Below are 21,717 nucleotides of genomic sequence, written 5' to 3' on the forward strand. Positions count from 1 at the left end.
GAGGGGTTGTCATGCCCAATCTCGATTTTTCCCTGCCGCATTGGGCATACTGGGTCGGACTGATCATCTTTCCGATGATAGCCATGATGCTGGCCCGCCGTCCCCGCCCCGAGCGGCGGGAATACTCGCTGAGCCTTGGCTATTTCATTCTGGTCTGCGGCGGCATGCTGGGACTGCACCGGTTCTATGTCAAAAGCCTGGTCGGTCTGCTGTTCGTACCGGTGTTTCTGGCCATCCTCTTTGCCAATGCCGAAGGCCAGGACGCACGGTCGATCGTATCAAATGCCAACAACACCGTACGGATGGCCGAGCGGATCCTGGACCGCGAGACCGGGCGGATCAAGGCAGCCGAGGCCGACCTGCCTGCCCTGCGGCAGGCACTGGCGAATGCCGAGGTCGGCTCGTTTGCGGTCCGCCGTGCGGAACGCGATATCGAACGCGCCGAAAAGCGACTGAATGATGGTCGCGCGCAGATTGCGGCGGCAGAGAGCGACCTTGCCCAGTCCCGTCCGGCGGCGGCTTCGGCCCGGGCCGACCTGGCCTACTGGTCGAATGTCGCCAAATACGCCTTCTGGCTGCTGCTTGCGGCGATGGCGGTGGATGCCCTGCTGCTGCCCGGTCTGGTGAAACGCGCCAACGCCGCCCTGCCCGCCCACGAACAGATGTCCGAGGCGGAACTGGCGCTGAAAAGGCTCGAGGAATCCGAACGCAAGGAGGATTCCGAGTGGGTGTCGCCGGGCTGGACCGGGTGGATCGACCGCACATCGCTGTTTGCCGGCGAGTTCGTCAGCTACTGGGCGGTGATCGCGGTCTTCGTCTATTATTTCGAAGTGATCAGCCGCTATGTCTTTGGCTCGCCGACCAACTGGGCGCATGAGTCGATGTATCTGATGTTCGGGATGCAGTACCTGATCGCCGGATCCTACGCGATGCTGACCGAGGCCCATGTCCGGGTCGATATCTTCTACGCTCCGATGAAACGCACCAACAAGGCCTGGGTGGACCTGCTGACGTCGGTGTTCTTCTTCATCTTCGCGGGCACGCTGCTGTGGACCAGCTACACCTTTGCCGTTGATGCCAACGCCGTTGCCACCGGCAACAGCCTGGTTTCCGACTGGGCGCGTGGCTCGATCACGTTCGGCGAGATGGTCGGCGGCTGGACCACCGGACAATGGACCGATCCGGCGATCCGATGGGGCGAAATCAGTTTCAACGAATGGGAGGTGCCCTTGTGGCCGATGAAATGGGTCATGGTGATCGGAGGACTGCTGCTGGTGCTTCAGGGCATCTCGAAACTTGCGCAGGACATCCGCGCCGTGGCACGGGGGGCCTGACCGATGGGACTTGAAATCGGAATCGAATGGCTCACGCTGATCATGTTCGGCTCGCTGCTGGTACTGCTGATGGCCGGACTGCCGCTGGCCTTTGTGACCGGGGGCCTGGCCTGTGTGTTCCTGTTCGTGCTGGGCGACGAGCGCGCCCTCAACATCGTGCCCAGTCGCATCTTTCCGCTGATGACCAACTACCAGCTCTCGGCCATTCCCCTGTTCATCTTCATGGCCTCGATGCTGGAACGCGCCGGGATCATCAACGACATGTTCGACGTGATCTACAAGGTGCTGGGCGGCGTCAAAGGCGGACTGGCGGCGGCGACGATCATTGCCTCGACCGTGCTCGCGGCCATGGTCGGCGTCATCGGCGCGGCGGTGGTCACCATGGGCATCATCGCCCTGCCCGCGATGCTGAAACGCGGCTATGACCCCAAGATCGCCATGGGCTCGATCATGGCCGGCGGCACGCTCGGCATCCTGATCCCGCCGTCGATCCTCGCCATCATCTACGCGGTTGTGGCGGAACAGTCGGTGGGCGAGCTGTTCATCGGCGCGGTGATCCCGGGCCTGATGCTGTCGGGCATGTACATCCTCTATGTGGTGGTGCGCAGCTACATCAACCCGCAGCTCGGCCCGCCCATCCCGGTCGAAGAGCGGATCTCGACCCGCGAAAAACTCGCGCTGATGGGCAACATGTCAGCCCCGATCGTGCTGATCGTGGTTGTGCTGGGGGTAATCTTTACCGGCGTCGCCACCCCGGTCGAAGCGGCGGGCATCGGCACCTTCGGAGCCTTCATCGTTGCCGCCATTCACCGCAAGCTCGACTGGCTGACCATCCGCGAAGCCTCGATCACCACGCTCAAGGCGTCGGCGATGGTGATCTGGATCATGTTCGGCGCGACGATCTTTGTCGGACTCTACGTGCTCGAGGGCGGTCAGCAGTTCGTGCAGAACGCGTTGCAGGCCACCGGCTTTGGTCCCTGGGGCATTCTGGTGATCATGATGATCGTGCTGGTGGTTCTGGGCATGTTCCTTGACTGGGTGGGCATCCTGCTGCTCTGCGTGCCGATCTTTGTGCCGATCATCCGGGCACTCGGCGCCGAGTCCTTCGGTCTCGACAGTCCCGACGATCTGGTGCTGTGGTTCGGGGTGCTCTACCTCGTGAACATGCAGATGAGCTTTCTGTCACCGCCGTTCGGATATGCGCTGTTCTATCTGCGCGGCGTGGCTCCGGCGGAAATTCCGATGTCGGACATCTTCAAGTCGGCCCTGCCGTTCCTGTTCCTGCAGGTGGTCGGACTGCTGCTCTGCATGTTCTTTCCGCAGATCATCACCTGGCTGCCGCGGCTGGTCTACGGCTGAACGGCGCTCGTGACCGCAAGAACCACGGCCGTGCCTCCGGGCGCGGCCGTTTGTGTGTCAGGCGCAGGCCTGCGCGCGATTCCGGCCCAGGTGTTGACCCGAGCCTGAAAACAAAGAGGCCCGGCACAGGGCCGGGCCACATGACCACAATTGATCCTAAACTTCAGACCGCATCTATCTGTTGAAAGCCGTCCTTGAGGGCCTTGGACCAGGCACTGCTCATCCGGGCAAAACCTTCGTCGGAGGCTTCGATCCGCCGCTGTTCGGACACTTCCAGCGCATCGGTCTTGATCACAGCCAGATCCAGCGGCATGCCGACACTCAGGTTCGAACGCAGCGTCGAATCCATCGACAAAAGCACCGCCTTCTGTGCCTCGGCCAGCGAGGTTTCGGGCGTGATCACCCGGTCCAGGATCGGTTTGCCATATTTGTGCTCGCCAATCTGAAGATAGGGCGTGTCCGCCGTCGCCTCGATGAAGTTGCCTTCTTTGTAGATCAGGAACATCCGCATCGGACCGCCCTTGCGCTGCCCGGCAACAATCATCGACGCACTGGCGCCCTGGTTCATCCGGCTGATCTTGTTGGACACTTCGACGGTGACATCGGACAGGGTGTTGCCCACCAGCTGCGCCACCTTCAGCATCGTCGGCGCCTTCAGGATCGAGGCGTTCTCATCGGCATCCGGGTCTTCGGCCGCATCCGTCAGCCGCGCAATCGCCGTCTGCGTCACCGACAGGCTGCCGGCGGTCATGATCGCGATCACGCGTTCGCCGGGCACCTGAAAGGTGAACATCTTGCGATAGATGGCAATATTGTCGAGCCCCGCGTTGGTGCGGGTATCCGACAGGAGCACGACGCCGGCATCAAGCAGCAAACCGACACAATAGGTCATCAGACACATACCTCTAAGATGGGTTAAGGTACTGCTAGTCTCAAACGCGGCCTGCTGCAATGCAGAGGCTGCGTTCCCTTGTGTCACAATGGAACGGAGCGGCCATTACTGCTGATGTTGCGACATTACGGCGACAGAAACGTCCAGATGCTCTTCTACGCCGGCATTGAGGATTCCGCGGATCGGCGCGGCATCCTGGGCGTCATACCCCGAGCACAGGCGGATGTAGCGCTCGTCCGGGCAGCAGCGGTTGGATGCGTCAAAACCGACCCAGCCCAGTCCGGGCACAAACAGTTCGGCCCAGGCATGGCTCGCCTCGCCGGTCGCGTCCTGCCCGGAATGCAGATAGCCGGCGACGTAACGCGCTGGAATCTCGGCCGCATGGGCCAACGCGATCAGCGCGTGGCTGTGATCCTGACAGACCCCCTTTGCCCCCGACAGGGCCTCGGCAGCGGTGGTCATTTCTTCGGTCTCGCCGGGAACGTAAGCGATGGCCGTGTTCACCGCACGGGCCAGCGCATGGGCTCTGTTCAAGGCCGAATCATCCTCCATGCCCTCGAGGGCCGAGGCTGACAGATCGCGCAGGGCGGTATCCGCCCGTGTCAGGCGCGAGGAGCGCAGATAGGTGGTCGGCGGCACCGTTTCACGGTGATTTCGCAGCACACCGTAAAGGTCCGTGGTCTCGACCTCGCCGCTCACCTCGATCACCATCTCGTCCACCGGCCCGCGGACCGAGATCGTTTCGACCATGTCCCCAGCCGAATCGCGGAACGCCGCGCCGCGGATTGCGTCCCCCACCGAAACGGTCCAGGACAGGATGTTCTGGCTCGCACAGGTTGACGGGATCAGCTTGTGGGTCTGCACAAGGCCGCGTGCCGGTGTGTCGAACGAATAGCGGGTCACATGTCTGACGCTCAGCCTCATGTCGGGGTCCCCTGCAAATAGGTCTCTTGGACGGTGTGGGCCAGTTCGCCGTTCTGCCGCATGAACCGCAGCAGGAATTCGTGCAGCCCCTCTTCGAAGATGTCCTTCACGCCTGCCTCGGCCAGTTCTGCGAGGATTTCACGCACCTTGGCCTGCGACGGAGAGACACTGCCGTAGCCGCGGCCGATGTGATCCAGATGATCGCAGGTCTGGTATACCGCCGACAGCAGCGAGCGCGGGAACTTGCGGTTCAGGATCAGGAAATCCGCGATCTTGGCGGCGGTCAACTCGCCGGGATAGCTCCAGCTGAACGCCCGGTGCGCCGACATCGACCGCAGCAGCGTCACCCACTGCGACTGATCCAGACCCGAGCCGACATAGCTGACACTGGGCAGCAGGACATAATACTTGACGTCGAGCAGACGCGCGGTGTTGTCGCCGCGTTCGATCCCGAAACCGCTGCCCATGAAATGGTAGCCGTCGTTGCGCAACTGCGTGGTTTCGATGCAGCCCCGGATCAGCGAGGTCGCCCGCAGCGTCCACTCGGTAAGGTCGCTCAGTTCGAGCTTCGAACGTTCGGTGCGCTGGAACTGTTTCAGTTCCTGATAGGCGCTGTTGATCGCATCCCAGACCGAAGATGTCAGCGCGGTGCGCACAACCCGGGCGTTTTCCCGCGCCATGTTCAGGCAGGACAATACCGAGGACGGGTTGTCGGAGTCGAAGAACAGAAAAGTTTCAATGTTGCGCTGGACGGTTTCGCCGTATTTGTCGTTGAACATCTCCAGCGTGCCGTTGGCCCGCAGGATTGCCTCCCAGTCGTTGCGGAATCCGCCGCCGATGTCGGGCATCAGCGCGTTGCGCCCCCCGACCTCTAGCAAACGGGCGGTGGTTTCGGCGCGTTCGATGTAGCGCGCCATCCAGTACAGGTGATTGGCCGTCCGACTCAGCATGTTGTCACTCCGCCAATACCCATGTGTCCTTGACCCCGCCGCCCTGGCTCGAGTTCACCACCAGAGAGCCTTCGGTCAGTGCCACGCGGGTCAGGCCGCCGGGCACCAGTTCAATTGTTTCGCCCACCAGACAGTAGGGCCGCAGATCCACGTGGCGCGGCGCGATGCCGGCATCCACAAAGGTCGGACAGGCCGACAGCGACAGCGTCGGCTGCGCGATGTAGTTGCTGGGGTTCTCGACGATCTTCTGGCGGAACAGCTCGATTGTGCTCGTGTCCGCGGCCGGTCCGACCAGCATGCCATAGCCGCCGGAGCCGTGCACCTCCTTCACCACCAGTTCCGGCAGGTGTTCCATCACATACTTGAACTCGTCCTTGCGCGCGCACTGCCATGTCGGCACGTTCTCAAGGATCGGCGCCTCGCCGAGGTAGAAACGGATCATCTCGGGCACATAGGTATAGATCGCCTTGTCGTCCGCGACACCGGCCCCGGGGCAGGAACAGATGTTGACCCCGCCCGAGCGATAGACCGACATCAGCCCCGGAACGCCCAGCATCGAATCCGGACGGAAACACAGCGGGTCGATAAAGGCATCGTCGATCCGGCGATAGATCACGTCGACCTTGCGCGGGCCCTCGGTGGTCTTCATCCAGACAAAATCACCCTCGACAAACAGATCCTGCCCTTCGACCAGTTCCACCCCCATGAGGTCGGCCAGGAACGAATGTTCGTAATAGGCGCTGTTGAACTGGCCCGGGGTCAGGATCACCACGGTGGGTTCGCTGTCGCATTTCTGCGGCGCCACCGACGCCAGCGTCTTTTTCAGCAGCCGTGCATAGCCGTCCACCGGAGCGATGCGGTTTTCCAGAAACAGCTGCGGGAACATCCGCATCATGATTTCGCGGTTCTGCAGCATGTAGCTCACACCCGAAGGCGTGCGGCAGTTGTCCTCGAGCACAAAGAACTGATCGGCCCCGGTGCGCACCAGGTCGATGCCGACGATGTGGGAATAGACGTTGCGCGGCGGGCGAAAGCCGATGGCGGCCTTTTCATAGGCGTCGTTCCGGGTGATCAGATGCTCGGGAATGCGCCCGGCCCTGACGATTTCGGCCCGGTCGTAGACATCGGCCAGAAACGCGTTCAGCGCCGCCGCCCGCTGGCGGATGCCCCGGTCCAGCTTGCGCCATTCGCTGTCGGTAAAGACCCGCGGAAACATGTCGAACGGGATCAGTCGCTCCGGATCGCCGCCTTCGCCATAAACGGCAAAGGTGATTCCGACGCGCTTGAACAGGTTTTCGGCCTCACTCTGCTTCAGTGTGCGCATTTCGTCGGGCATGGATTTGTGCCAGCGTTCGAGGCTTTCATAGGCAGCGCGAACTTCGGCACCGTTTAACATTTCATTGAACACGAGGTCATCCCGTTCGGTCATGAGTTAAGTCGTTAGATAACAACACATCATCTGTAGCAGGCCATGTAAAACCGATAATCCCACGATAGGGCAAAGCCCGGCGGTATAGCATATTTTTTAGGCGCCCCTTCGTGAATTACACGCAAAGGCAGATTAAAATCGTATGATTTCCCGCCAAACACGCAACCATGTGCCCAATGCGGCGGCGACAACCGCCCCGCGCATCTAAAACTGCCCAAAATCATACCGGACGCTAGGTAAACTGCCCGCAAATTGGGCAATGCCCTTTGATCAGCCCGCATCAGCAGCAGGATCAGTGGCGCAGGTCGGAGTCAAAGCTAAGCGTAAGGGCGCGGCTTCGATCAGAGGTCGCTGAATGATCCGCGGCGGTGTCTGCTCACGGCCTGCGACCAAACAAAAACGCTGCGGCGGGATTCCGCGACGGATCAGGGTTCTGCGCCCTGGCTTCGGCATGCCGCGCCACAATGGGATGGACTACATGATTTCCAAGCTTTCAATTACCGCACTTGCGACCACTGCTCTGGTGGGACTGGCCTCTGCGGCAGCGGCACAGGACTGCCCGATCAAGGTCGGCGTGCTGCACTCGCTGTCCGGCACCATGGCAATTTCTGAAACCACCCTCAAAGACACCATGCTGATGCTGATCGAAAAGCAGAACGCAGCCGGTGGCGTCCTGGGCTGCCAGCTCGAGGCAGTGGTCAAGGATCCGGCCTCGGACTGGCCGCTGTTCGCCGAAAAGGCACGCGAGCTGATCTCGAATGACGGCGTCGACGTGACCTTCGGCAGCTGGACCTCGTCCAGCCGCAAGGCCGTGCTGCCGATCCTCGAAGAACTCAATGCCCTGTACTTCTATCCGGTGCAGTACGAAGGCGAGGAAAGCTCGCGCAACGTGTTCTACACCGGCGCAGCGCCGAACCAGCAGGCCATTCCTGCGGTCGACTACTTCCTCGAAGAGCTGGGCGTCGAAAAGTTTGCCCTGCTCGGCACCGACTATGTCTATCCGCGCACAACCAACCGCATCCTTGAATCCTATCTCAAGGAAAAGGGCATTGCCGCCGAAGACATCTTTGTGAACTACACCCCCTTCGGTCAGTCCGACTGGGCCACAATCGTGGCGGATGTCGTGGCACTGGGTGCCGATGGCAAACAGGTCGGCGTGATCTCGACCATCAACGGCGACGCCAACATCGGGTTTTACAAGGAACTGGCAGCGGCCAACGTTTCTGCCGATGACATCCCCGTCGTCGCCTTCTCGGTGGGCGAAGAGGAACTCTCGGGTCTCGACACGTCGAACCTGGTCGGCCACCTTGCCGCCTGGAACTATTTCATGACCGCCGACACCCCCGCCAACGCCGAGTTCATCGAAGCCTGGCACGCCTTCATCGGCGACGACATGCGCGTGACCAACGACCCGATGGAAGCCCATTACATCGGCTTCAACATGTGGGTGAACGCGGTCGAAGCGGCCGGCACCACCGACGTGGATGCCGTCCGCGAAGCGATGTGGGGTCAGGAATTCCCGAACCTCACCGGCGGCACCGCGGTGATGGGCACCAACCACCACCTGTCCAAGCCGGTGCTGATCGGTGAAATCCGCGCAGACGGCCAGTTCGACATCATCAGCCAGACCGAGCCGGTCGAAGGCGATGCCTGGACTGACTTCCTGCCGGAATCCGCGGTTCTGACCTCGGACTGGAAGGATCTTGGCTGCGGTATGTACAACACCCAGACCGAAACCTGCGTTCAGATGAAATCCAACTACTGAGCCAGTGTTTCGCGGGCGCGGACTCTCCCTTCCGCGCCCGCTCTTTGTCTTGAACGACCTTACCTGACAGGCGGTATCCATGGTGCGCGCGCTCCTCCTTGCCTTTGCGCTTTGTCTTTCTCTGTCTGGCGCCGATGCCCAGACCGCGGATCAAAGCCCTCCAGAGACCCTTCAGACCGTCCTGCAGCGTCATGCCGACGAGGTGGCGAACCCCGGACGGCGCAGCGTCAGCGTCGTGATCGAAGATCTTGTCGCCTCGGGTCAGCCGAATGTCGCAACCTTTCTGGAACGCTGGCAGGACAAGGGTGTCTTTCAGCGCTCCAGCGATGGCCTGTTCTTTTACGCCAAACGCCAGGGCAGCGAATACGCGCTGACCGACATGAGCACGGGGGACTCCGCGGGCACCGCCGCCGCCGACATGATCACGGAAATTCGTCCCAACGGCGGGGTGCGTCGGGTGATCGGCGCGGCCCTGGTGCAGTTCCAGTTGTCGGATCCCGACCCCGCCCGCCGGGTGGCGGCGCTCGACGCCATTTCCCGCAGCCCGGACGCCGACCAGATCGAACCGCTGCGCGCCTCGATCGACGGCGAACAGGACCCGGAGCTGAAACGGCGCAAGGAACGGTTGGCCGGCCATCTGCGCGCCCGGTTCGGCGAAACAACAGAAGACCGGATCGACGCGATCAGTGCCCTGTCCTCGGATCTGGACGTTGCCACCCGCTCGGTGCTGAACCTGATCCTGACAACCACCTCCGAAGTTGCGGCAAAGCTGCCCGAAGGCGTGAATGTCGCACGCGTTCTGAAGGTCGGCTCGGACATCCCCGAGGCCGAAGCCTACGCACGCCTTGTGGCGGCCGACCTGGCGCCCCGACCAGTCTCTGACGATGAAATCAAGGCCGCCCTGACAGCCAATATCCGCGAGGGCCGCGTCGGCGGCCTGCCTGTCGGCCAGCTTGGCAGCCGGGAAAGCCGCGAAAACGCCTATGACGCGCTTGCCGCGCAGGGCGCGGTTCCCGCCCGGGTCACTGCGGAGATCCGCACCGCGGCGCTGTCCTCCAACGTCTTTTACGACGCCTATGCGGACAGGGATCCGCAAGTCACCGACGCCGCCCGCACCGCTCTGGACGAAGTCGAAGCCCGCGTCGCCCGCTACCAGATGATCGACATCGGCATGGACGCGCTGTCGCTGGCGTCGATCTACTTTCTCGCCGCCATCGGTCTGGCCATCACCTTCGGTGTGATGGGCGTGATCAACATGGCACATGGCGAATTCATCATGATGGGCGCCTATACCGGATACGTGGTGCAGCTGTTCATCCCCGATTACACCATCTCGCTGCTGGTGGCCCTGCCGCTGGCCTTTGCCGTGACCTTTGGCGCCGGAGTGGCGATGGAGCGGCTGGTGATCCGTCACCTCTACCATCGTCCGCTGGAAACGCTGCTGGCCACCTTCGGCATCTCGATCGCCCTGCAGCAGCTGGCCAAGAACATCTTCGGCACCCAGGCCCGCCCGCTGACCTCGCCAGGCTGGCTGGATGGCGCCTGGGTGATCAACGACGTGGTGCAGATCGCCAACATCCGCATCGCGATCTTTGTGCTTGCCCTCATCTTCCTCGGGCTGATCCTGTTTGTGCTGAAACGCACCCGCCTCGGGCTCGAGGTCAGGTCGGTCACGCAGAACCCCGGCATGGCGGCCTCCATGGGCATCAATCCCGACCGCATCAACATGCTGACCTTCGGCCTGGGCTCGGGCATCGCCGGCATCGCCGGTGTCGCCATCGGGCTCTACGCCAAGGTGACCTCGGAAATGGGCGCCGACTACATCGTGCAAAGCTTCATGACCGTGGTCGTCGGCGGCGTCGGCAACGTCTGGGGCACACTGGCGGGCGCCAGCCTGATCGGCGGCCTGCAAAAGGGCATCGAATGGTTCAACCCCTCCAACACCCTGGCTGCGCAGACCTACATGATCCTGTTCATCATCCTGTTCATCCAGTTCCGCCCCAAGGGCATCGTCGCCCTCAAGGGCCGCGCGGCAGGAGACTGACGGTGATCGACTTCAGCACCCACACCCTGGTGTCTCCGGGGTCCAAATATCCCGGGTATGAACTGGCCGCAGGCCAAGAGGGGGCCGGCCCCCTGCCCCCGACAGCCAGACGCCGCATTTTCCAGACCGGAGCAGCAACATGAAACAGGGTTTCCTGTCAAAAAACCCCTCGGTGCTGTGGTTCCTCGCCGCCCTGGGATTCTTCACCCTCTGCGTCACGGTGTTGTCCGAAGCAGCCGGGATCGGCCTGATCTCGACCAGCTTCGTCAAGACCCTGGGCAAGACCCTGTGCCTATGCCTGGTCGCCGTGGCGATGGATGTGGTCTGGGGCTACTGCGGCATTCTCAGCCTTGGTCACTTCGCCTTTTTCGGCATCGGCGGCTATGCCATCGGCATGTGGCTGATGTATGCGCGCACCGAGATCATCGTGGTCAAGAGCCTCAGCGCCGCCGCCATTCCGCCAACGCCGGAGGAAATCACCGCGTCCGTCGGCCAGCAGATCTTCGGGGTTGTCGGGGCAACGGACTTTCCCTGGCTCTGGGCGTTCGCCGACTCGCTGTTCCTGCAGCTGCTGATGGTGGTTCTGGTGCCGGGCCTGCTGGCGCTGGTCTTTGGCTGGCTGGCCTTCCGCAGCCGCGTCACCGGCGTCTATCTGTCGATCCTGACCCAGGCGATGACCCTCGCCCTGTCGCTTTACCTGTTTCAGAACGACAGCGGCCTGCGCGGCAACAACGGCCTGTCCGGGCTGCAGAACATTCCCGGCTTTGAACAGACTCCGCAGGCGCTGATCTCGGTCTGGTTCTTCTGGGCCTCGGCGCTGGCGCTGGCGCTGGGATATGTGCTGTTCGCCTGGGTGGTCTCGGGCAAGATGGGCAGCGTGGTCCGGGGCATCCGGGACAATGAATCCCGCGTGCGTTTTCTCGGCTACCATGTGGAAACCTACAAACTCTTCGTCTTTACCCTGACGGCAGTGGCGTCGGGCATCGCCGGCGCGCTGTATTACCCGCAGGCCGGCATCATCAACCCGGCCGAGATCGCCCCGATCGCCTCGATCTATCTGGCGGTCTGGGTCGCCATCGGCGGACGCGGGCGGCTCTACGGGGCCGTGCTCGGCGCCGCCCTTGTGTCGCTGCTGTCGTCCTGGTTCACCGGGGGCGGCGCGCCCAACATTCCGCTTGGCTTCTACACGATCCAGTGGACCGACTGGTGGCTGGTCCTGCTCGGCCTCAGCTTTGTCGCCGTCACCCTGTTCTTTCCCAAAGGCATCGGCGGTTTGTTTGACCTGATTGTGCGCAAGGGAGATCAGAAATGAGCACGCTTCTCGAACTCTCCGGTGTCTCGGTCTCGTTCGACGGCTTCCGCGCCATCAACAACCTGTCGTTCCAGATCGGCGAGCCGGAACTGCGCGCCATCATCGGCCCGAACGGCGCAGGCAAGACCACCTTTATGGACATCATCACCGGCAAGACCCGTCCCGACGAAGGCCGCGTCATTTTTGGTGAAAAATCGGTGTCGCTGCTGAAAATGTCAGAGAGCCAGATCGCGCGGTCTGGCATTGGCCGCAAGTTCCAGAAACCCACGGTGTTCGAGGCGCAGACAGTGCGCGAGAACCTCGCCATGGCGCTGTCCAACCCGCGCGGGCCGTTCGATGTGCTGCTCTATCGCAAGACCCCGACAGGGGCCCGGCGGATCGAAGAGATTGCCGCCGAGATCGGGTTGACCGACCATCTCACCCGCCGCTCGGGCGAACTCAGCCACGGGCAGAAACAGTGGCTGGAAATCGGAATGCTGCTGGCGCAGGATCCGCGGCTGCTGCTGGTGGACGAGCCCGCCGCCGGCATGACCCCGGCCGAACGCGAGCACACCACCGACCTGTTGAAACGCGCCGCCGCGACCCGCGCCGTGGTGGTGGTCGAGCATGACATGGAGTTTGTCCGCAGGCTCGACTGCAAGGTCACCGTCCTGAACGAAGGCTCTGTGCTGGCCGAGGGATCGCTGGATCACGTCACCAAGAACCAGGACGTCATCGACGTCTATCTGGGGAGATAAACCATGCTCAGCGTCGACAACCTGACCCTCCACTATGGCCAGAGCCAGATCCTGCACGGCATCTCGCTGACCGCCAGACCCGGCGAAGTCACCGCCGTCATGGGCACCAACGGGGTCGGCAAGACCTCGCTGCTCAAGGCCATTGCCGGGCGCCATCCCTATTCCGGCGGCACGCTGACACTGGACGGCACACTGCTGGATCACCCCACGGCCTATCAGGCGGCGCGCGCGGGCATTGCCTATGTGCCGCAGGGCCGCGAGGTCTTTCCGCTGATGACGGTGATGGAGAACCTTGAATCCGGCTTTGCCTGCCTGCCCGGATCCGAACACCATGTGCCCGACCACATCTGGGAGCTGTTCCCGATCCTCAAGGAGTTCACCCACCGGCGCGGCGGCGACCTGTCCGGCGGCCAGCAGCAGCAGCTGGCCATCGCCCGCGCCCTGATCACCAAACCGCGCGTCCTGTTGCTGGATGAGCCGACCGAGGGCATCCAGCCCAACATCATCCAGCAGATCGGGCGGGTGATCTCCAGCCTGCGCGATCAGGGTGACATGGCGATCATCCTCGTCGAGCAATACTTTGATTTCACCTATGGTCTGGCGGACAACTTTTTTGCCGTCAACCGCGGCGCTGTCGTGCTGGAAGGTCCCCGCGCCCAGATCGACCGCGAGACGCTGCTGGCCCGCGTCTCGATCTGATTCCCTGCCGGGCCGCGGGTGCCCGGCAGCCTGCACAATGGGGCGCCCCCGATGCGGCCGCTCCCCGGGGGCAGCATCACAGATCCGTCAGGGTCTGTGTCACGACGGCCCCGGGACATCCGCAACCCCGCATGCTAGAGCGGCGGCAACACGGAGAACCGCATGCATCAGCCGCCCCTGCCCCTGACCCGCGACCTCGTACTGATCGGTGGCGGCCATACCCACGCGCTGGTGCTGCGGAAATGGGGCATGGCGCCCCTGCCCGGCGTGCGACTGACCCTGATCAATCCCGGTCCCACAGCCCCTTATTCCGGAATGCTGCCCGGCCATGTCGCCGGCCACTACGACCGCGATGCACTGGACATTGACCTGGTGAAACTGGCGCGCTTTGCCGGTGCGCGTCTGGTCAACGCGGCGGCCCGGGGCATCGATCTGACCCGCCGGACCGTTGCCGTCCCGGATCGCCCCGACATCGCCTATGACCTGCTGTCGATTGACATCGGCATCACCAGCGCCATGCCGTCGGTGCCCGGTTTTGACGCCTTTGCCACCCCGGCCAAACCGCTCGGGCCGTTTGCCACCGCCTGGAACCGGTATCTGGACCAGACCGGCCCGGCCTCCGTTGCGGTGCTGGGCGGCGGCGTCGCGGGGGTCGAACTGGCCATGGCCATGGCCCATGCCCTGCGGCAGCGCGGCCGGCCCGCCGTGATCCACCTGATCGACAGCTCCACGGCGCTGGCGTCGCTGGCAGCCGGGACGGCGCGCAGGATTCGCGCGGCGATGCACGGTCTGGACATTCGTCTGCTGGAACAGACACGGGTCGTTTCGGTGACGGCAGAGGCGGTGATGCTAGACGATGGCCGCAGGATTCCCGCCCGGTTTGTCACCGGGGCCGCCGGGGCACGGCCCTACGACTGGCTGCAAACCACAAGGCTGCAACTCGAGGACGGTTTTGTCTGCATCGACCGCCACCTGCGCAGCAGCGATCCGTCGGTTTTTGCAGCCGGTGATTGCGCCCATTTCACGCCCGCTCCCAGACCCAAGGCCGGTGTCTTTGCCGTGCGGCAGGCCCCGATCCTGTACAGCAATCTCCGCGCGCGCCTGCGCGAGACCGGTCGCCTGCATGCCTACCGGCCGCAGCGCGACTATCTCAAGCTGATCTCGATGGGCGACAGGACGGCAATCGCCGAACGGTTCGGACTGCCGCTGTCCGGCCCGCTGATGTGGCGCTGGAAGGATCACATCGACCAGCGTTTCATGCGCAGGTTCACCGATTTCCCGCCGATGGCGCCCCCCGCCCTGCCGACACAGCGCGCCGCCGGGATGATCGAGGCGATGGGGCCAAAACCCATGTGCGGCGGCTGCGGTGCAAAGGTCGGACGCGCCACCCTGGGCGCGGTCCTGAGCGACCTCGCGCCGCACTCCCGGACGGATGTCCGCGCGCTGCCCGGTGACGATGCGGCGCTGCTGCAGATGGGCCAGACACGTCAGGTGCTGAGCACCGATCACCTGCGCACCCTGACCGGAGATCCGGTTACAATGGCCCGCATCGCCGCCAATCACGCCCTGGGCGATGTCTGGGCAATGGGCGCCCGGCCCCAGGCCGCGCTGGTCAGTCTGGTACTGCCGCGCCTCTCGGAAGCCCTGACGGAACGGCTGCTGCGCGAGATCATGGAGACGTCGCAGGATGTGATGCGTCAGGCCGGCGCCGCGATTGTCGGCGGCCACAGTTCTGTGGGCGACGAGTTGACCATCGGCTTTACGGTCACGGGACTGTGTGACCGCGACCCGATCACCCTGGCGGGCGCACAGCCCGGGGACGCGCTGATCCTGACCAAGCCGCTGGGCAGCGGCGTGATCATGGCGGCGGACATGGCCGGTGCCGCGCCGGGGCGGGATGTGGTCCGGTGCCTGGAGATGATGGCGCAGTCGCAGTCGGCCGCCGCCTCCCTGCTGTCCTGCGCCCATGCCATGACCGATGTCACCGGATTTGGCCTTGCCGGCCACCTGCTGGGTATCTGCACCGCATCCAATGTGGCGGCGCAGGTCGATCTTTCGTCCGTGCCTCTGCTGGACGGTGCGCTGGACCTGTCGCGACAGGGACACCATTCCTCACTTTACCCGCAGAACCGGGCTGCGGCGCCAGACCTGCCCGATGACCCCAACACCGCCCTGCTGTTCGACCCGCAGACCGCGGGCGGTCTGCTCGCCGCGGTTCCACCGCAGCATGTGGCGGAGGTGCTGCAGGGTCTTACACGGGCCGGATACACCGCAGCCGCCATCGGCACACTGCGCGCCGGGGTGCCTCAGATCACGCTGAACGAATCGAGCCGCGCGGCAATGCGGTCGGCCAGCTGATCGAGTTCTGAAGCTGACAGGCCTTGCGTCTCGAAGCGGTGCCGGATGTCAGGCGCCAACGCCCGCATGGATTTCGCATAGGCCGGATCATAGTGCTCGGCCGCCAGCGCCGCGGTCAGGGCCAGCCGGTCACCCCGGTCGATCAGTTTGAACCAGTTGTCGACCACAGCCGTTCCCCGGAAAGCAACAAGGTGGCGCAGCTTGTGGCGCAGGCCCTCGGTGTCCGACAGGATGTCGTCGTAGGCCTCGGCAAGATAGGCCGCCCGCGCCGCCAGCGGGGCGCTGACCTCGATCCAGGGGGCCACCTTCATCGCGGACCAGAGGGAGGGCGGCACCAGAAGTCCGCCGATCTTGCTCGATTCCGCCTCGACCAGAACCGGTCGCTGCGGATCAAACCGGTGCAGTGCCTGCGCCAGTGTGGATTCAAACGCCTTCTGGCTGGGTTGTCCGCCCGGCATGCCACCCAGCAACGAGCCGCGGTGCCGTGCCAGCCCTTCGAGGTCGAGCACCTGCACCTCGCGCTGCGCCAGACGGTGCAGAAGCGCGGTCTTTGCGGTGCCTGTGTAGCCCCCGAGCTGGATCAGCCGCAGGCCCAGCGGCTGATCGTACAGCCGCGCCGTCACCAACCGCCGGTAGGTCTTGTACCCGCCCTGCACCACCTCCGGGCGCCAGCCGATCTGCGCCAGCATCCAGGCAAAGGCACCGGACCGCTGCCCGCCGCGCCAGCAATACACCAGCGGCCGCCAGCTTCCGTCAAACTGTGCCAGCGGACCCTCGATATGGGCCGAGGCATTGCGGAACACGAGGGCGGCTCCGACCTTACGTGCCAGAAACGGGCTCTGCTGCTTGTAGATCGTCCCGACGCGCGCCCGTTCCTCGTTGTCGAGCACCGGAAGATTGATCGCCCCGGGCACATGATCCTCGGCAAATTCAGCCGGGCTGCGAACGTCGATCACGCTGTCGAAGCCGTGGCCGAGCACATGGTCGAGATGGCTGAATTCCTTTGTCATGTGCTGCATTTACTGCGGCGCGGCGCCCGGGGAAAGGGGCAAGGGCGTGGAATTGGCAGTCACTTTCGCTCGGACCCGAATTTTCCTGCTTTCCCCTCTGGACACCCGATCCAAGCTCGCCTAGAACGCCCCAACCCGAACGGCTCGCCGTTCACCCGTGCCCGGGTAGCTCAGGGGTAGAGCAGTGGATTGAAAATCCTCGTGTCGGTGGTTCGATTCCGCCCCCGGGCACCATTTAACGGCTGTAAATTTTCTCTAAGCCGCTTTTCTCCCTTAAAATAACGGGAACTCGGTTCTCAGAAGCTAAGACTGCTACAGTTCTTGCTACGCTTTTTGCTACAGTTTTACCGCAGGAGATCGAAAATTCGGCGCGCATGTCGGGGTGGTCGCAAATCCCGCTCGCGGGATTCTCTGAGCGCATGGTGGCGGGTAGCTCGAGGGATGCCGAAGCCGCCTCGTCACGCAATCGCACGACGAACTGGTCCGACTGCACGGCGGCGCTGTGAGAGCATAATTCGCTTTCGGTTTTGTTCGATCCTCGAATGCTCTGGAACGCCGACAGGACCAGGGGGGCGCGGGCGGCCCGAGACCTTTTTAATTGCTGCCATCCAAGTCTGCCCTACTCCGAAAGCGCTCTCCAGTCTTTCGCTCCGACAGACGGTCGGGCTGGTGGAAGTCGTTATCAAGGTGGGAGGGCTCGACTGATCGGGTTCTGGACTATTCGACGCGGATCGCAGTGCAAGTCCCGGATCGCTCTGGGCGGCAGCCGCTGAACATGCTTGTCGCCAGCACCGGTATCAAGCTCCAAGGTGATAACGGGTGGCAGGCTCGCAAGCATGGCCGGTTGGCTCGGAGGGAGTGTCGAAAGATCCACCTCGCCATGGATTTGGGCACGGGAGATGTGCGCGCGGTCGTATCCCCGCAAGCCGTCAAGGCGACAGCACTTTGCGGTCGGATCTACAGGCGGAGATTTCGCCGAAAGATGCGATCAGCACGGTCACCTCTGACGGGGCCTATGATCCACGAGTAGGCCATGGCGCGATTATCGGTCAAGCCGCAGACGCAGACATTCCGATCCGGCGCAATGGTCGCGCCTGTTGTATAGCGCCGGCTTCGTGACTCACGTAGCTGAGGGTAATGACACAATAGGTAGAAAAGGGTCGCCTCGCTGCATGCTGGCTCAATGACTCGCAAGGGCGGATTCCAGGCTTTCGCTGCAAGCGCGAGCCAACCATGCCGCAAAATTCGTAGCTGCCGTTCAGCTAACCCTGAAACTGGGTTATTCTCTGCACCGCCGCATGACCGCAGAGAGCCCAATGTACCAGATACTGTGCGGAGGATGAATGGGCGCGATGCACACTAAACAGCCATCCGCTCTTCTCGGGCGAAGGGGCTGAGGCCAAGCCATTCCTGCATTCGAGCGGCAACCTCGCGTGCGCCCGTCAGTTCCAATCTCCCTTCGTTCACCGCTTTTTCGACTGTATCCAGGCCCATCCAGATCCCGGTCATGGTGCGCAGGCTGCATTCGGAGTAGAGGTCAACATCATAGCCCGGATCGGCATAGCAGGCTTCCACACCGGATTGCGGGTCGGCGAGCAACCAATAGTTCTGCCGCGCCGTTGGGAGATTGTTGAACACGAACTGGAGGCAAACCCGGCGTTCCGGCAGCGGATCGATCTTCAGGAAACGATGCATGTCCCATATCAGCAATTCGGGATCGAGATTGTTGAGGGAAATTTCGCTTTCCACCCATCTTTGTCCCCAAGCACCGATCCCCATAATGAGCGGGCGAAGCTCGTCTCCAGCTTTCGTCAGACGGTATTCCTTAACACCCTGATCGCCTGTGACGGGCTGAACGACTCCCGCCGTCTCCAGTTCTCCCAACCGCTTTGACAGCAGCGTCGGCGACATCCGCGGCAGACCGCGCCGTAGATCGTTGAACCGCGTGCTGCCGCACATAAGCTCCCGGATCAAAAGCGGCGTCCAGCGCGAGCAGAGGATCTCCGAGGCCATCGAGATCGGACAAAACTGGCCGTAGCTGCCGCGCATGGAATGCCTCTCTTTCCTTGGAACCGCTGATCGTTCGAGCCTAAGCGGCATGTCAGGTCGGGTCCAGTACAGTTTCAGGACTATCGCGGCCGGGCCGTTGCGGAGACACTTGTGGTGCGCTTCGAATACAAGGGAGAGAGACCATGACCATGACACATAAAGGCACCTGCTTTTGCGGCAGCGTTGAAACCGAGGTTTCCGGTAAGCCCGAAGGTATGGGCTATTGTCACTGCGAGTCCTGCCGCGCCTGGTCGGCGGGACCAGTGAACGCGTTCAGTCTTTGGAAAACGGACAGCGTCCGGATCACCAAAGGGCAGGAGCTCGTTGGCGAATATGCCGGCACTCCGAACTCGATGCGCCGGTTCTGCAAGAAATGCGGCGGACACATCATGACGGATCACCCGCAATGGGGCGTCACCGATGTCTTCGCAGCCGCGATCCCCAGCCTGGTTTTTGAACCGGGCTTGCACGTGAACTACGCCGAGACCGTGCTGCCGATGCAAGACGGCTTGCCCAAATTCAAGGATTTTCCGACTGAGATCGGCGGGTCCGGCGAGCAAGTGCCGGAATAGTGTCCATCCATCGAACTATGCCCCAAAAGGAGAGCGACATGACAACCGCAACGAAAGCCTTCGATCCCGTCGCGTTCAAGCAAGCCACCCGCCGCCAGTGGGACGAAGCCGCCGAGGCCTGGAACCGGTGGACACCGCTTCTGGACAGGTGGTTGGGGCCATCGACCGAATTGATGCTGGACCGGATGGGACTGACGCAAGGCAGTCGCGTTCTGGATATCGCGGCCGGCGCTGGCAGCCAGACGCTCAACGCGGCGAAGCGTGTCGGACCTTCGGGTCACGTACTGGCGACCGATCTATCGCCGGGGATACTGCAACATGCCAAAACCAATGCCGATCTGGCTGGCCTCGACAATGTGGAAACCCTGGTGGTCGACGGCGAGGAGGTTGGAGGGATCGAGGCCGAGCCTTTCGATGCGGTCATGTCGCGCGTCGGCCTGATCTATTTTCCGGATCAGCACAAGGCGCTGACGGGTATGCGCGCGCAGTTGCGTCCAGGCGGCCGCATCGGTGCGATCACCTATGCCGAGGCCGGTCGCAACGGCTTTTTTTCGGTTCCGGTCGGCATCATCCGTCGCCGCGCGGCGCTGCCCGCGCCACTGCCGGGTCAACCTGGTCCCTTCTCGTTGGGCGACCCCGACGTGCTGGCTGCTCGATTGCGCGAGGCAGGATTCACCAACATCGAAATAGAGCGTGTCGCGGCACCAGTCCATTTGGGCTCGGCTCAGGAATGCCTGCAATTCGAGAAGGAAAGTTTTGGGGCCCTGCATCAGATGCTCGCGGGGCTAACCGCGCCCGAACGGGGTTACGCTTGGGACGAGATCGAGGAAGCGCTTTGTGCTTTCGAGAAGGATGGCCGTTTTGAAGGGCCTTGCGAGATGCTCGTCGCCACCGGGACAAAAGCTGCCTGATCCATGTTGCAGGTCAGCAAGTTGCCTGATCTCTAACGCCCACAACGAGGCTTCATGGCTGGCACCTGAAAGCAACATGGTAAAACACGGAAAGGAATGATCTGATGACCAAAATCGCAATCGTTCAGGAACCGCCTGTCTATCTGAACCTGTCCGCTAGCATGGAACGCGCCATCGATCTGGTCGCGCAAGCCGCCAGCGAGGGCGCCCGACTACTGGTCTTCCCCGAGGCCTGGTTTCCCGGCTACCCGACGTTCTGCTGGCGTCTGTCACCGGGTGCCGACATGGGCAAGACGGATGAACTCTTTGCCCTGTTGCAGGCCAATTCCGTCGACCTGAGCCGGGGTGGCATGACGCCCCTTCAAGAAGCGGCGGTTGAGCACGACATGGTCATCGTCGCAGGGTATCAGGAAATCGACGGCGAGGTGTCGGGATCGACCTTGTTCAATTCCTGCATCATCATCGACGCCGACGGCACCATCGCAAACAACCACCGAAAACTCATGCCGACCAACCCCGAGCGCATGATCTGGGGCTTTGGTGACGGATCCGGCCTGAACGTGGTCGAGACGGCGGTGGGGCGGATCGGGGCGCTCCTGTGCTGGGAAAACTACATGCCGTTGGCGCGCGCCGCGCTCTATGCCCAGAACATCGACATCTATGTCGCACCGACCTGGGACAGCGGCGACACCTGGTTGGCCACGATGCAGCATATCGCCCGCGAAGGGGGCTGTTGGGTGATCGGATGCGCAACTTCCTTGGAGGCGTCGGATATTCCCAATGACATCCCGCATTACGACATTCTGTTTCCCAACAAGGATGAATGGGTGAACTCCGGCGATGCCGTGGTCTACAAGCCCTTCGGCGGGATCGCCGCCGGTCCGATGCACCGCGAAAAGGGGCTGCTGATGACCGAGATCGACGTTCCCGCCGCCCGGGCCTCGCGCCGGAAATTCGACGCGAGCGGCCACTATTCCCGCCCTGACGTGTTCACACTCACGGTCGATAGAAGCCACAAGCGGTCGGTGTCGTTCATTTGACCGGCAGTGGTCTGCTGCATCACCAACACCCGCCGAGGCTACAGTCGCGGTAGACGCGAAGTGCAGATCACCGACATTTGTGACAGCGCGGCGAAAGCTCACTTTGTCCGCAGAGCGGACACCAGCTGCATCCTTCACTGCTGACGACGCTCGCGCGCAGTAGAAGTCCGGTTTGAGCCCGTAGTCGCCGGTCGACTACTCGCAGCTTCACGTCCGCGAGTAACTATTGGACAATCGTCAATAGTGCGACCAAACTGTGAACAAGCATGCAATTTTGACCCCGTGGCGGGGTGATCGGCGTCCAAAAGTGACCCCCTTATACTGATTTGGAT

At 62.7% G+C, this 21,717-nt stretch carries 17 protein-coding genes, 1 tRNA gene and 1 pseudogene; 13 read left to right on the forward strand and 6 right to left on the reverse strand.

The window, feature by feature from the left end; all coding sequences use genetic code 11:
* The first annotated feature begins 11 nt into the window (after positions 1–11).
* Both FOY53_RS20175 and FOY53_RS20180 read left to right on the forward strand, forming a co-directional pair.
* Entirely contained in the window at positions 12–1,334 is a 1,323-nt protein-coding gene (locus FOY53_RS20175; protein ID WP_146592115.1) for a TRAP transporter small permease subunit, read from the forward strand.
* Between the two features lie 3 nt (positions 1,335–1,337).
* On the forward strand, positions 1,338–2,693 hold the full coding sequence (locus FOY53_RS20180) for a TRAP transporter large permease (RefSeq protein ID WP_146592116.1): 1,356 nt from the start codon (positions 1,338–1,340) through the stop codon (positions 2,691–2,693).
* A gap of 163 nt (positions 2,694–2,856) precedes the next feature.
* Here FOY53_RS20180 and FOY53_RS20185 read toward each other — a convergent pair whose 3' ends face one another.
* The 4 genes from FOY53_RS20185 to FOY53_RS20200 form a co-directional block, all read right to left on the reverse strand.
* Complete coding sequence (locus FOY53_RS20185) at positions 2,857–3,585, reverse strand: proteasome-type protease (protein ID WP_146592117.1); 729 nt, start codon at positions 3,583–3,585, stop codon at positions 2,857–2,859.
* 105 nt (positions 3,586–3,690) lie between these two features.
* Positions 3,691–4,509, reverse strand: a complete 819-nt coding sequence (locus FOY53_RS20190) for a transglutaminase family protein (protein WP_146592118.1) — start codon at positions 4,507–4,509, stop codon at positions 3,691–3,693.
* The gene (locus tag FOY53_RS20195; RefSeq protein ID WP_146592119.1) at positions 4,506–5,459 is read right to left on the reverse strand and encodes an alpha-E domain-containing protein; all 954 of its coding nucleotides are present in this window, start codon (positions 5,457–5,459) and stop codon (positions 4,506–4,508) included. Before FOY53_RS20195 ends, FOY53_RS20190 begins: the two co-directional genes overlap by 4 nt.
* Before the next feature lie 4 nt (positions 5,460–5,463).
* Complete coding sequence (locus FOY53_RS20200) at positions 5,464–6,888, reverse strand: circularly permuted type 2 ATP-grasp protein (protein WP_146592120.1); 1,425 nt, start codon at positions 6,886–6,888, stop codon at positions 5,464–5,466.
* A gap of 478 nt (positions 6,889–7,366) precedes the next feature.
* Here FOY53_RS20200 and urtA point away from each other — a divergent pair, with 478 nt between their 5' ends.
* The 6 genes from urtA (at position 7,367) to selD (ending at position 15,803) form a co-directional block, all read left to right on the forward strand.
* Entirely contained in the window at positions 7,367–8,653 is a 1,287-nt protein-coding gene (gene urtA, locus FOY53_RS20205) for an urea ABC transporter substrate-binding protein (RefSeq protein ID WP_146592132.1), read from the forward strand.
* Positions 8,654–8,732: 79 nt separating this feature from the next.
* Positions 8,733–10,697, forward strand: coding sequence for an urea ABC transporter permease subunit UrtB (gene urtB / locus FOY53_RS20210; RefSeq protein ID WP_146592121.1), 1,965 nt, complete (start codon positions 8,733–8,735; stop codon positions 10,695–10,697).
* A gap of 139 nt (positions 10,698–10,836) precedes the next feature.
* Positions 10,837–12,009: an urea ABC transporter permease subunit UrtC gene (gene urtC, locus FOY53_RS20215; protein ID WP_146592122.1), complete on the forward strand. Its 1,173-nt coding sequence runs from the start codon at positions 10,837–10,839 to the stop codon at positions 12,007–12,009.
* Positions 12,006–12,746, forward strand: a complete 741-nt coding sequence (gene urtD / locus FOY53_RS20220) for an urea ABC transporter ATP-binding protein UrtD (RefSeq protein WP_146592123.1) — start codon at positions 12,006–12,008, stop codon at positions 12,744–12,746. Before urtC ends, urtD begins: the two co-directional genes overlap by 4 nt.
* Before the next feature lie 3 nt (positions 12,747–12,749).
* Complete coding sequence (gene urtE, locus FOY53_RS20225; RefSeq protein WP_146592124.1) at positions 12,750–13,445, forward strand: urea ABC transporter ATP-binding subunit UrtE; 696 nt, start codon at positions 12,750–12,752, stop codon at positions 13,443–13,445.
* 162 nt (positions 13,446–13,607) lie between these two features.
* Positions 13,608–15,803, forward strand: a complete 2,196-nt coding sequence (gene selD, locus FOY53_RS20230; RefSeq protein WP_146592125.1) for a selenide, water dikinase SelD — start codon at positions 13,608–13,610, stop codon at positions 15,801–15,803.
* On the opposite strand, the gene mnmH is transcribed toward selD, so the two are convergent.
* Positions 15,752–16,813: a tRNA 2-selenouridine(34) synthase MnmH gene (gene mnmH / locus FOY53_RS20235; protein WP_146592126.1), complete on the reverse strand. Its 1,062-nt coding sequence runs from the start codon at positions 16,811–16,813 to the stop codon at positions 15,752–15,754. The genes selD and mnmH overlap by 52 nt on opposite strands.
* 159 nt (positions 16,814–16,972) lie before the next feature.
* On the opposite strand from mnmH, the gene FOY53_RS20240 reads away from it, so the two are divergent.
* Both FOY53_RS20240 and FOY53_RS23835 read left to right on the forward strand, forming a co-directional pair.
* Positions 16,973–17,047, forward strand: a tRNA-Phe gene (locus tag FOY53_RS20240).
* A 207-nt stretch (positions 17,048–17,254) separates the two neighbouring features.
* Positions 17,255–17,908 (forward strand): annotated as a pseudogene (locus tag FOY53_RS23835) (transposase); the annotation flags it as partial.
* Between the two features lie 264 nt (positions 17,909–18,172).
* On the opposite strand, the gene FOY53_RS20250 reads toward FOY53_RS23835, so the two are convergent.
* Positions 18,173–18,862, reverse strand: coding sequence for a winged helix-turn-helix transcriptional regulator (locus FOY53_RS20250; protein ID WP_146592128.1), 690 nt, complete (start codon positions 18,860–18,862; stop codon positions 18,173–18,175).
* Positions 18,863–19,005: 143 nt separating this feature from the next.
* On the opposite strand from FOY53_RS20250, the gene FOY53_RS20255 reads away from it, so the two are divergent.
* The 3 genes from FOY53_RS20255 to FOY53_RS20265 all read left to right on the forward strand — a co-directional run bounded on the left by FOY53_RS20255 (position 19,006) and on the right by FOY53_RS20265 (position 21,385).
* Positions 19,006–19,434, forward strand: coding sequence for a GFA family protein (locus FOY53_RS20255; protein ID WP_222435303.1), 429 nt, complete (start codon positions 19,006–19,008; stop codon positions 19,432–19,434).
* Between the two features lie 38 nt (positions 19,435–19,472).
* On the forward strand, positions 19,473–20,345 hold the full coding sequence (locus FOY53_RS20260; RefSeq protein ID WP_146592129.1) for a class I SAM-dependent methyltransferase: 873 nt from the start codon (positions 19,473–19,475) through the stop codon (positions 20,343–20,345).
* Between the two features lie 104 nt (positions 20,346–20,449).
* Complete coding sequence (locus FOY53_RS20265) at positions 20,450–21,385, forward strand: carbon-nitrogen hydrolase family protein (protein ID WP_146592130.1); 936 nt, start codon at positions 20,450–20,452, stop codon at positions 21,383–21,385.
* The last annotated feature ends 332 nt before the right edge of the window (positions 21,386–21,717 follow it).

Source organism: Puniceibacterium confluentis, from assembly GCF_007923445.1.
In the GTDB taxonomy this organism is placed as follows: domain Bacteria; phylum Pseudomonadota; class Alphaproteobacteria; order Rhodobacterales; family Rhodobacteraceae; genus Puniceibacterium; species Puniceibacterium confluentis.

What these genes read in the sequence shown, in the direction of transcription:
- FOY53_RS20180 (WP_146592116.1), top strand. Translation starts at nt 1,338, where the DNA reads ATGGGACTTGAAATCGGAATCGAATGGCTCACGCTGATCATGTTCGGC.
- FOY53_RS20255 (WP_222435303.1), top strand. Translation starts at nt 19,006, where the DNA reads ATGACCATGACACATAAAGGCACCTGCTTTTGCGGCAGCGTTGAAACC.
- selD (WP_146592125.1), top strand. Translation starts at nt 13,608, where the DNA reads ATGCATCAGCCGCCCCTGCCCCTGACCCGCGACCTCGTACTGATCGGT.
- urtC (WP_146592122.1), top strand. Translation starts at nt 10,837, where the DNA reads ATGAAACAGGGTTTCCTGTCAAAAAACCCCTCGGTGCTGTGGTTCCTC.
- urtE (WP_146592124.1), top strand. Translation starts at nt 12,750, where the DNA reads ATGCTCAGCGTCGACAACCTGACCCTCCACTATGGCCAGAGCCAGATC.
- FOY53_RS20175 (WP_146592115.1), top strand. Translation starts at nt 12, where the DNA reads ATGCCCAATCTCGATTTTTCCCTGCCGCATTGGGCATACTGGGTCGGA.
- FOY53_RS20200 (WP_146592120.1), bottom strand. Translation starts at nt 6,888, where the DNA reads ATGACCGAACGGGATGACCTCGTGTTCAATGAAATGTTAAACGGTGCC.
- FOY53_RS20190 (WP_146592118.1), bottom strand. Translation starts at nt 4,509, where the DNA reads ATGAGGCTGAGCGTCAGACATGTGACCCGCTATTCGTTCGACACACCG.
- FOY53_RS20185 (WP_146592117.1), bottom strand. Translation starts at nt 3,585, where the DNA reads ATGACCTATTGTGTCGGTTTGCTGCTTGATGCCGGCGTCGTGCTCCTG.
- FOY53_RS20250 (WP_146592128.1), bottom strand. Translation starts at nt 18,862, where the DNA reads ATGCGCGGCAGCTACGGCCAGTTTTGTCCGATCTCGATGGCCTCGGAG.
- urtD (WP_146592123.1), top strand. Translation starts at nt 12,006, where the DNA reads ATGAGCACGCTTCTCGAACTCTCCGGTGTCTCGGTCTCGTTCGACGGC.
- urtB (WP_146592121.1), top strand. Translation starts at nt 8,733, where the DNA reads ATGGTGCGCGCGCTCCTCCTTGCCTTTGCGCTTTGTCTTTCTCTGTCT.
- urtA (WP_146592132.1), top strand. Translation starts at nt 7,367, where the DNA reads ATGATTTCCAAGCTTTCAATTACCGCACTTGCGACCACTGCTCTGGTG.
- FOY53_RS20260 (WP_146592129.1), top strand. Translation starts at nt 19,473, where the DNA reads ATGACAACCGCAACGAAAGCCTTCGATCCCGTCGCGTTCAAGCAAGCC.
- FOY53_RS20265 (WP_146592130.1), top strand. Translation starts at nt 20,450, where the DNA reads ATGACCAAAATCGCAATCGTTCAGGAACCGCCTGTCTATCTGAACCTG.
- mnmH (WP_146592126.1), bottom strand. Translation starts at nt 16,813, where the DNA reads ATGACAAAGGAATTCAGCCATCTCGACCATGTGCTCGGCCACGGCTTC.
- FOY53_RS20195 (WP_146592119.1), bottom strand. Translation starts at nt 5,459, where the DNA reads ATGCTGAGTCGGACGGCCAATCACCTGTACTGGATGGCGCGCTACATC.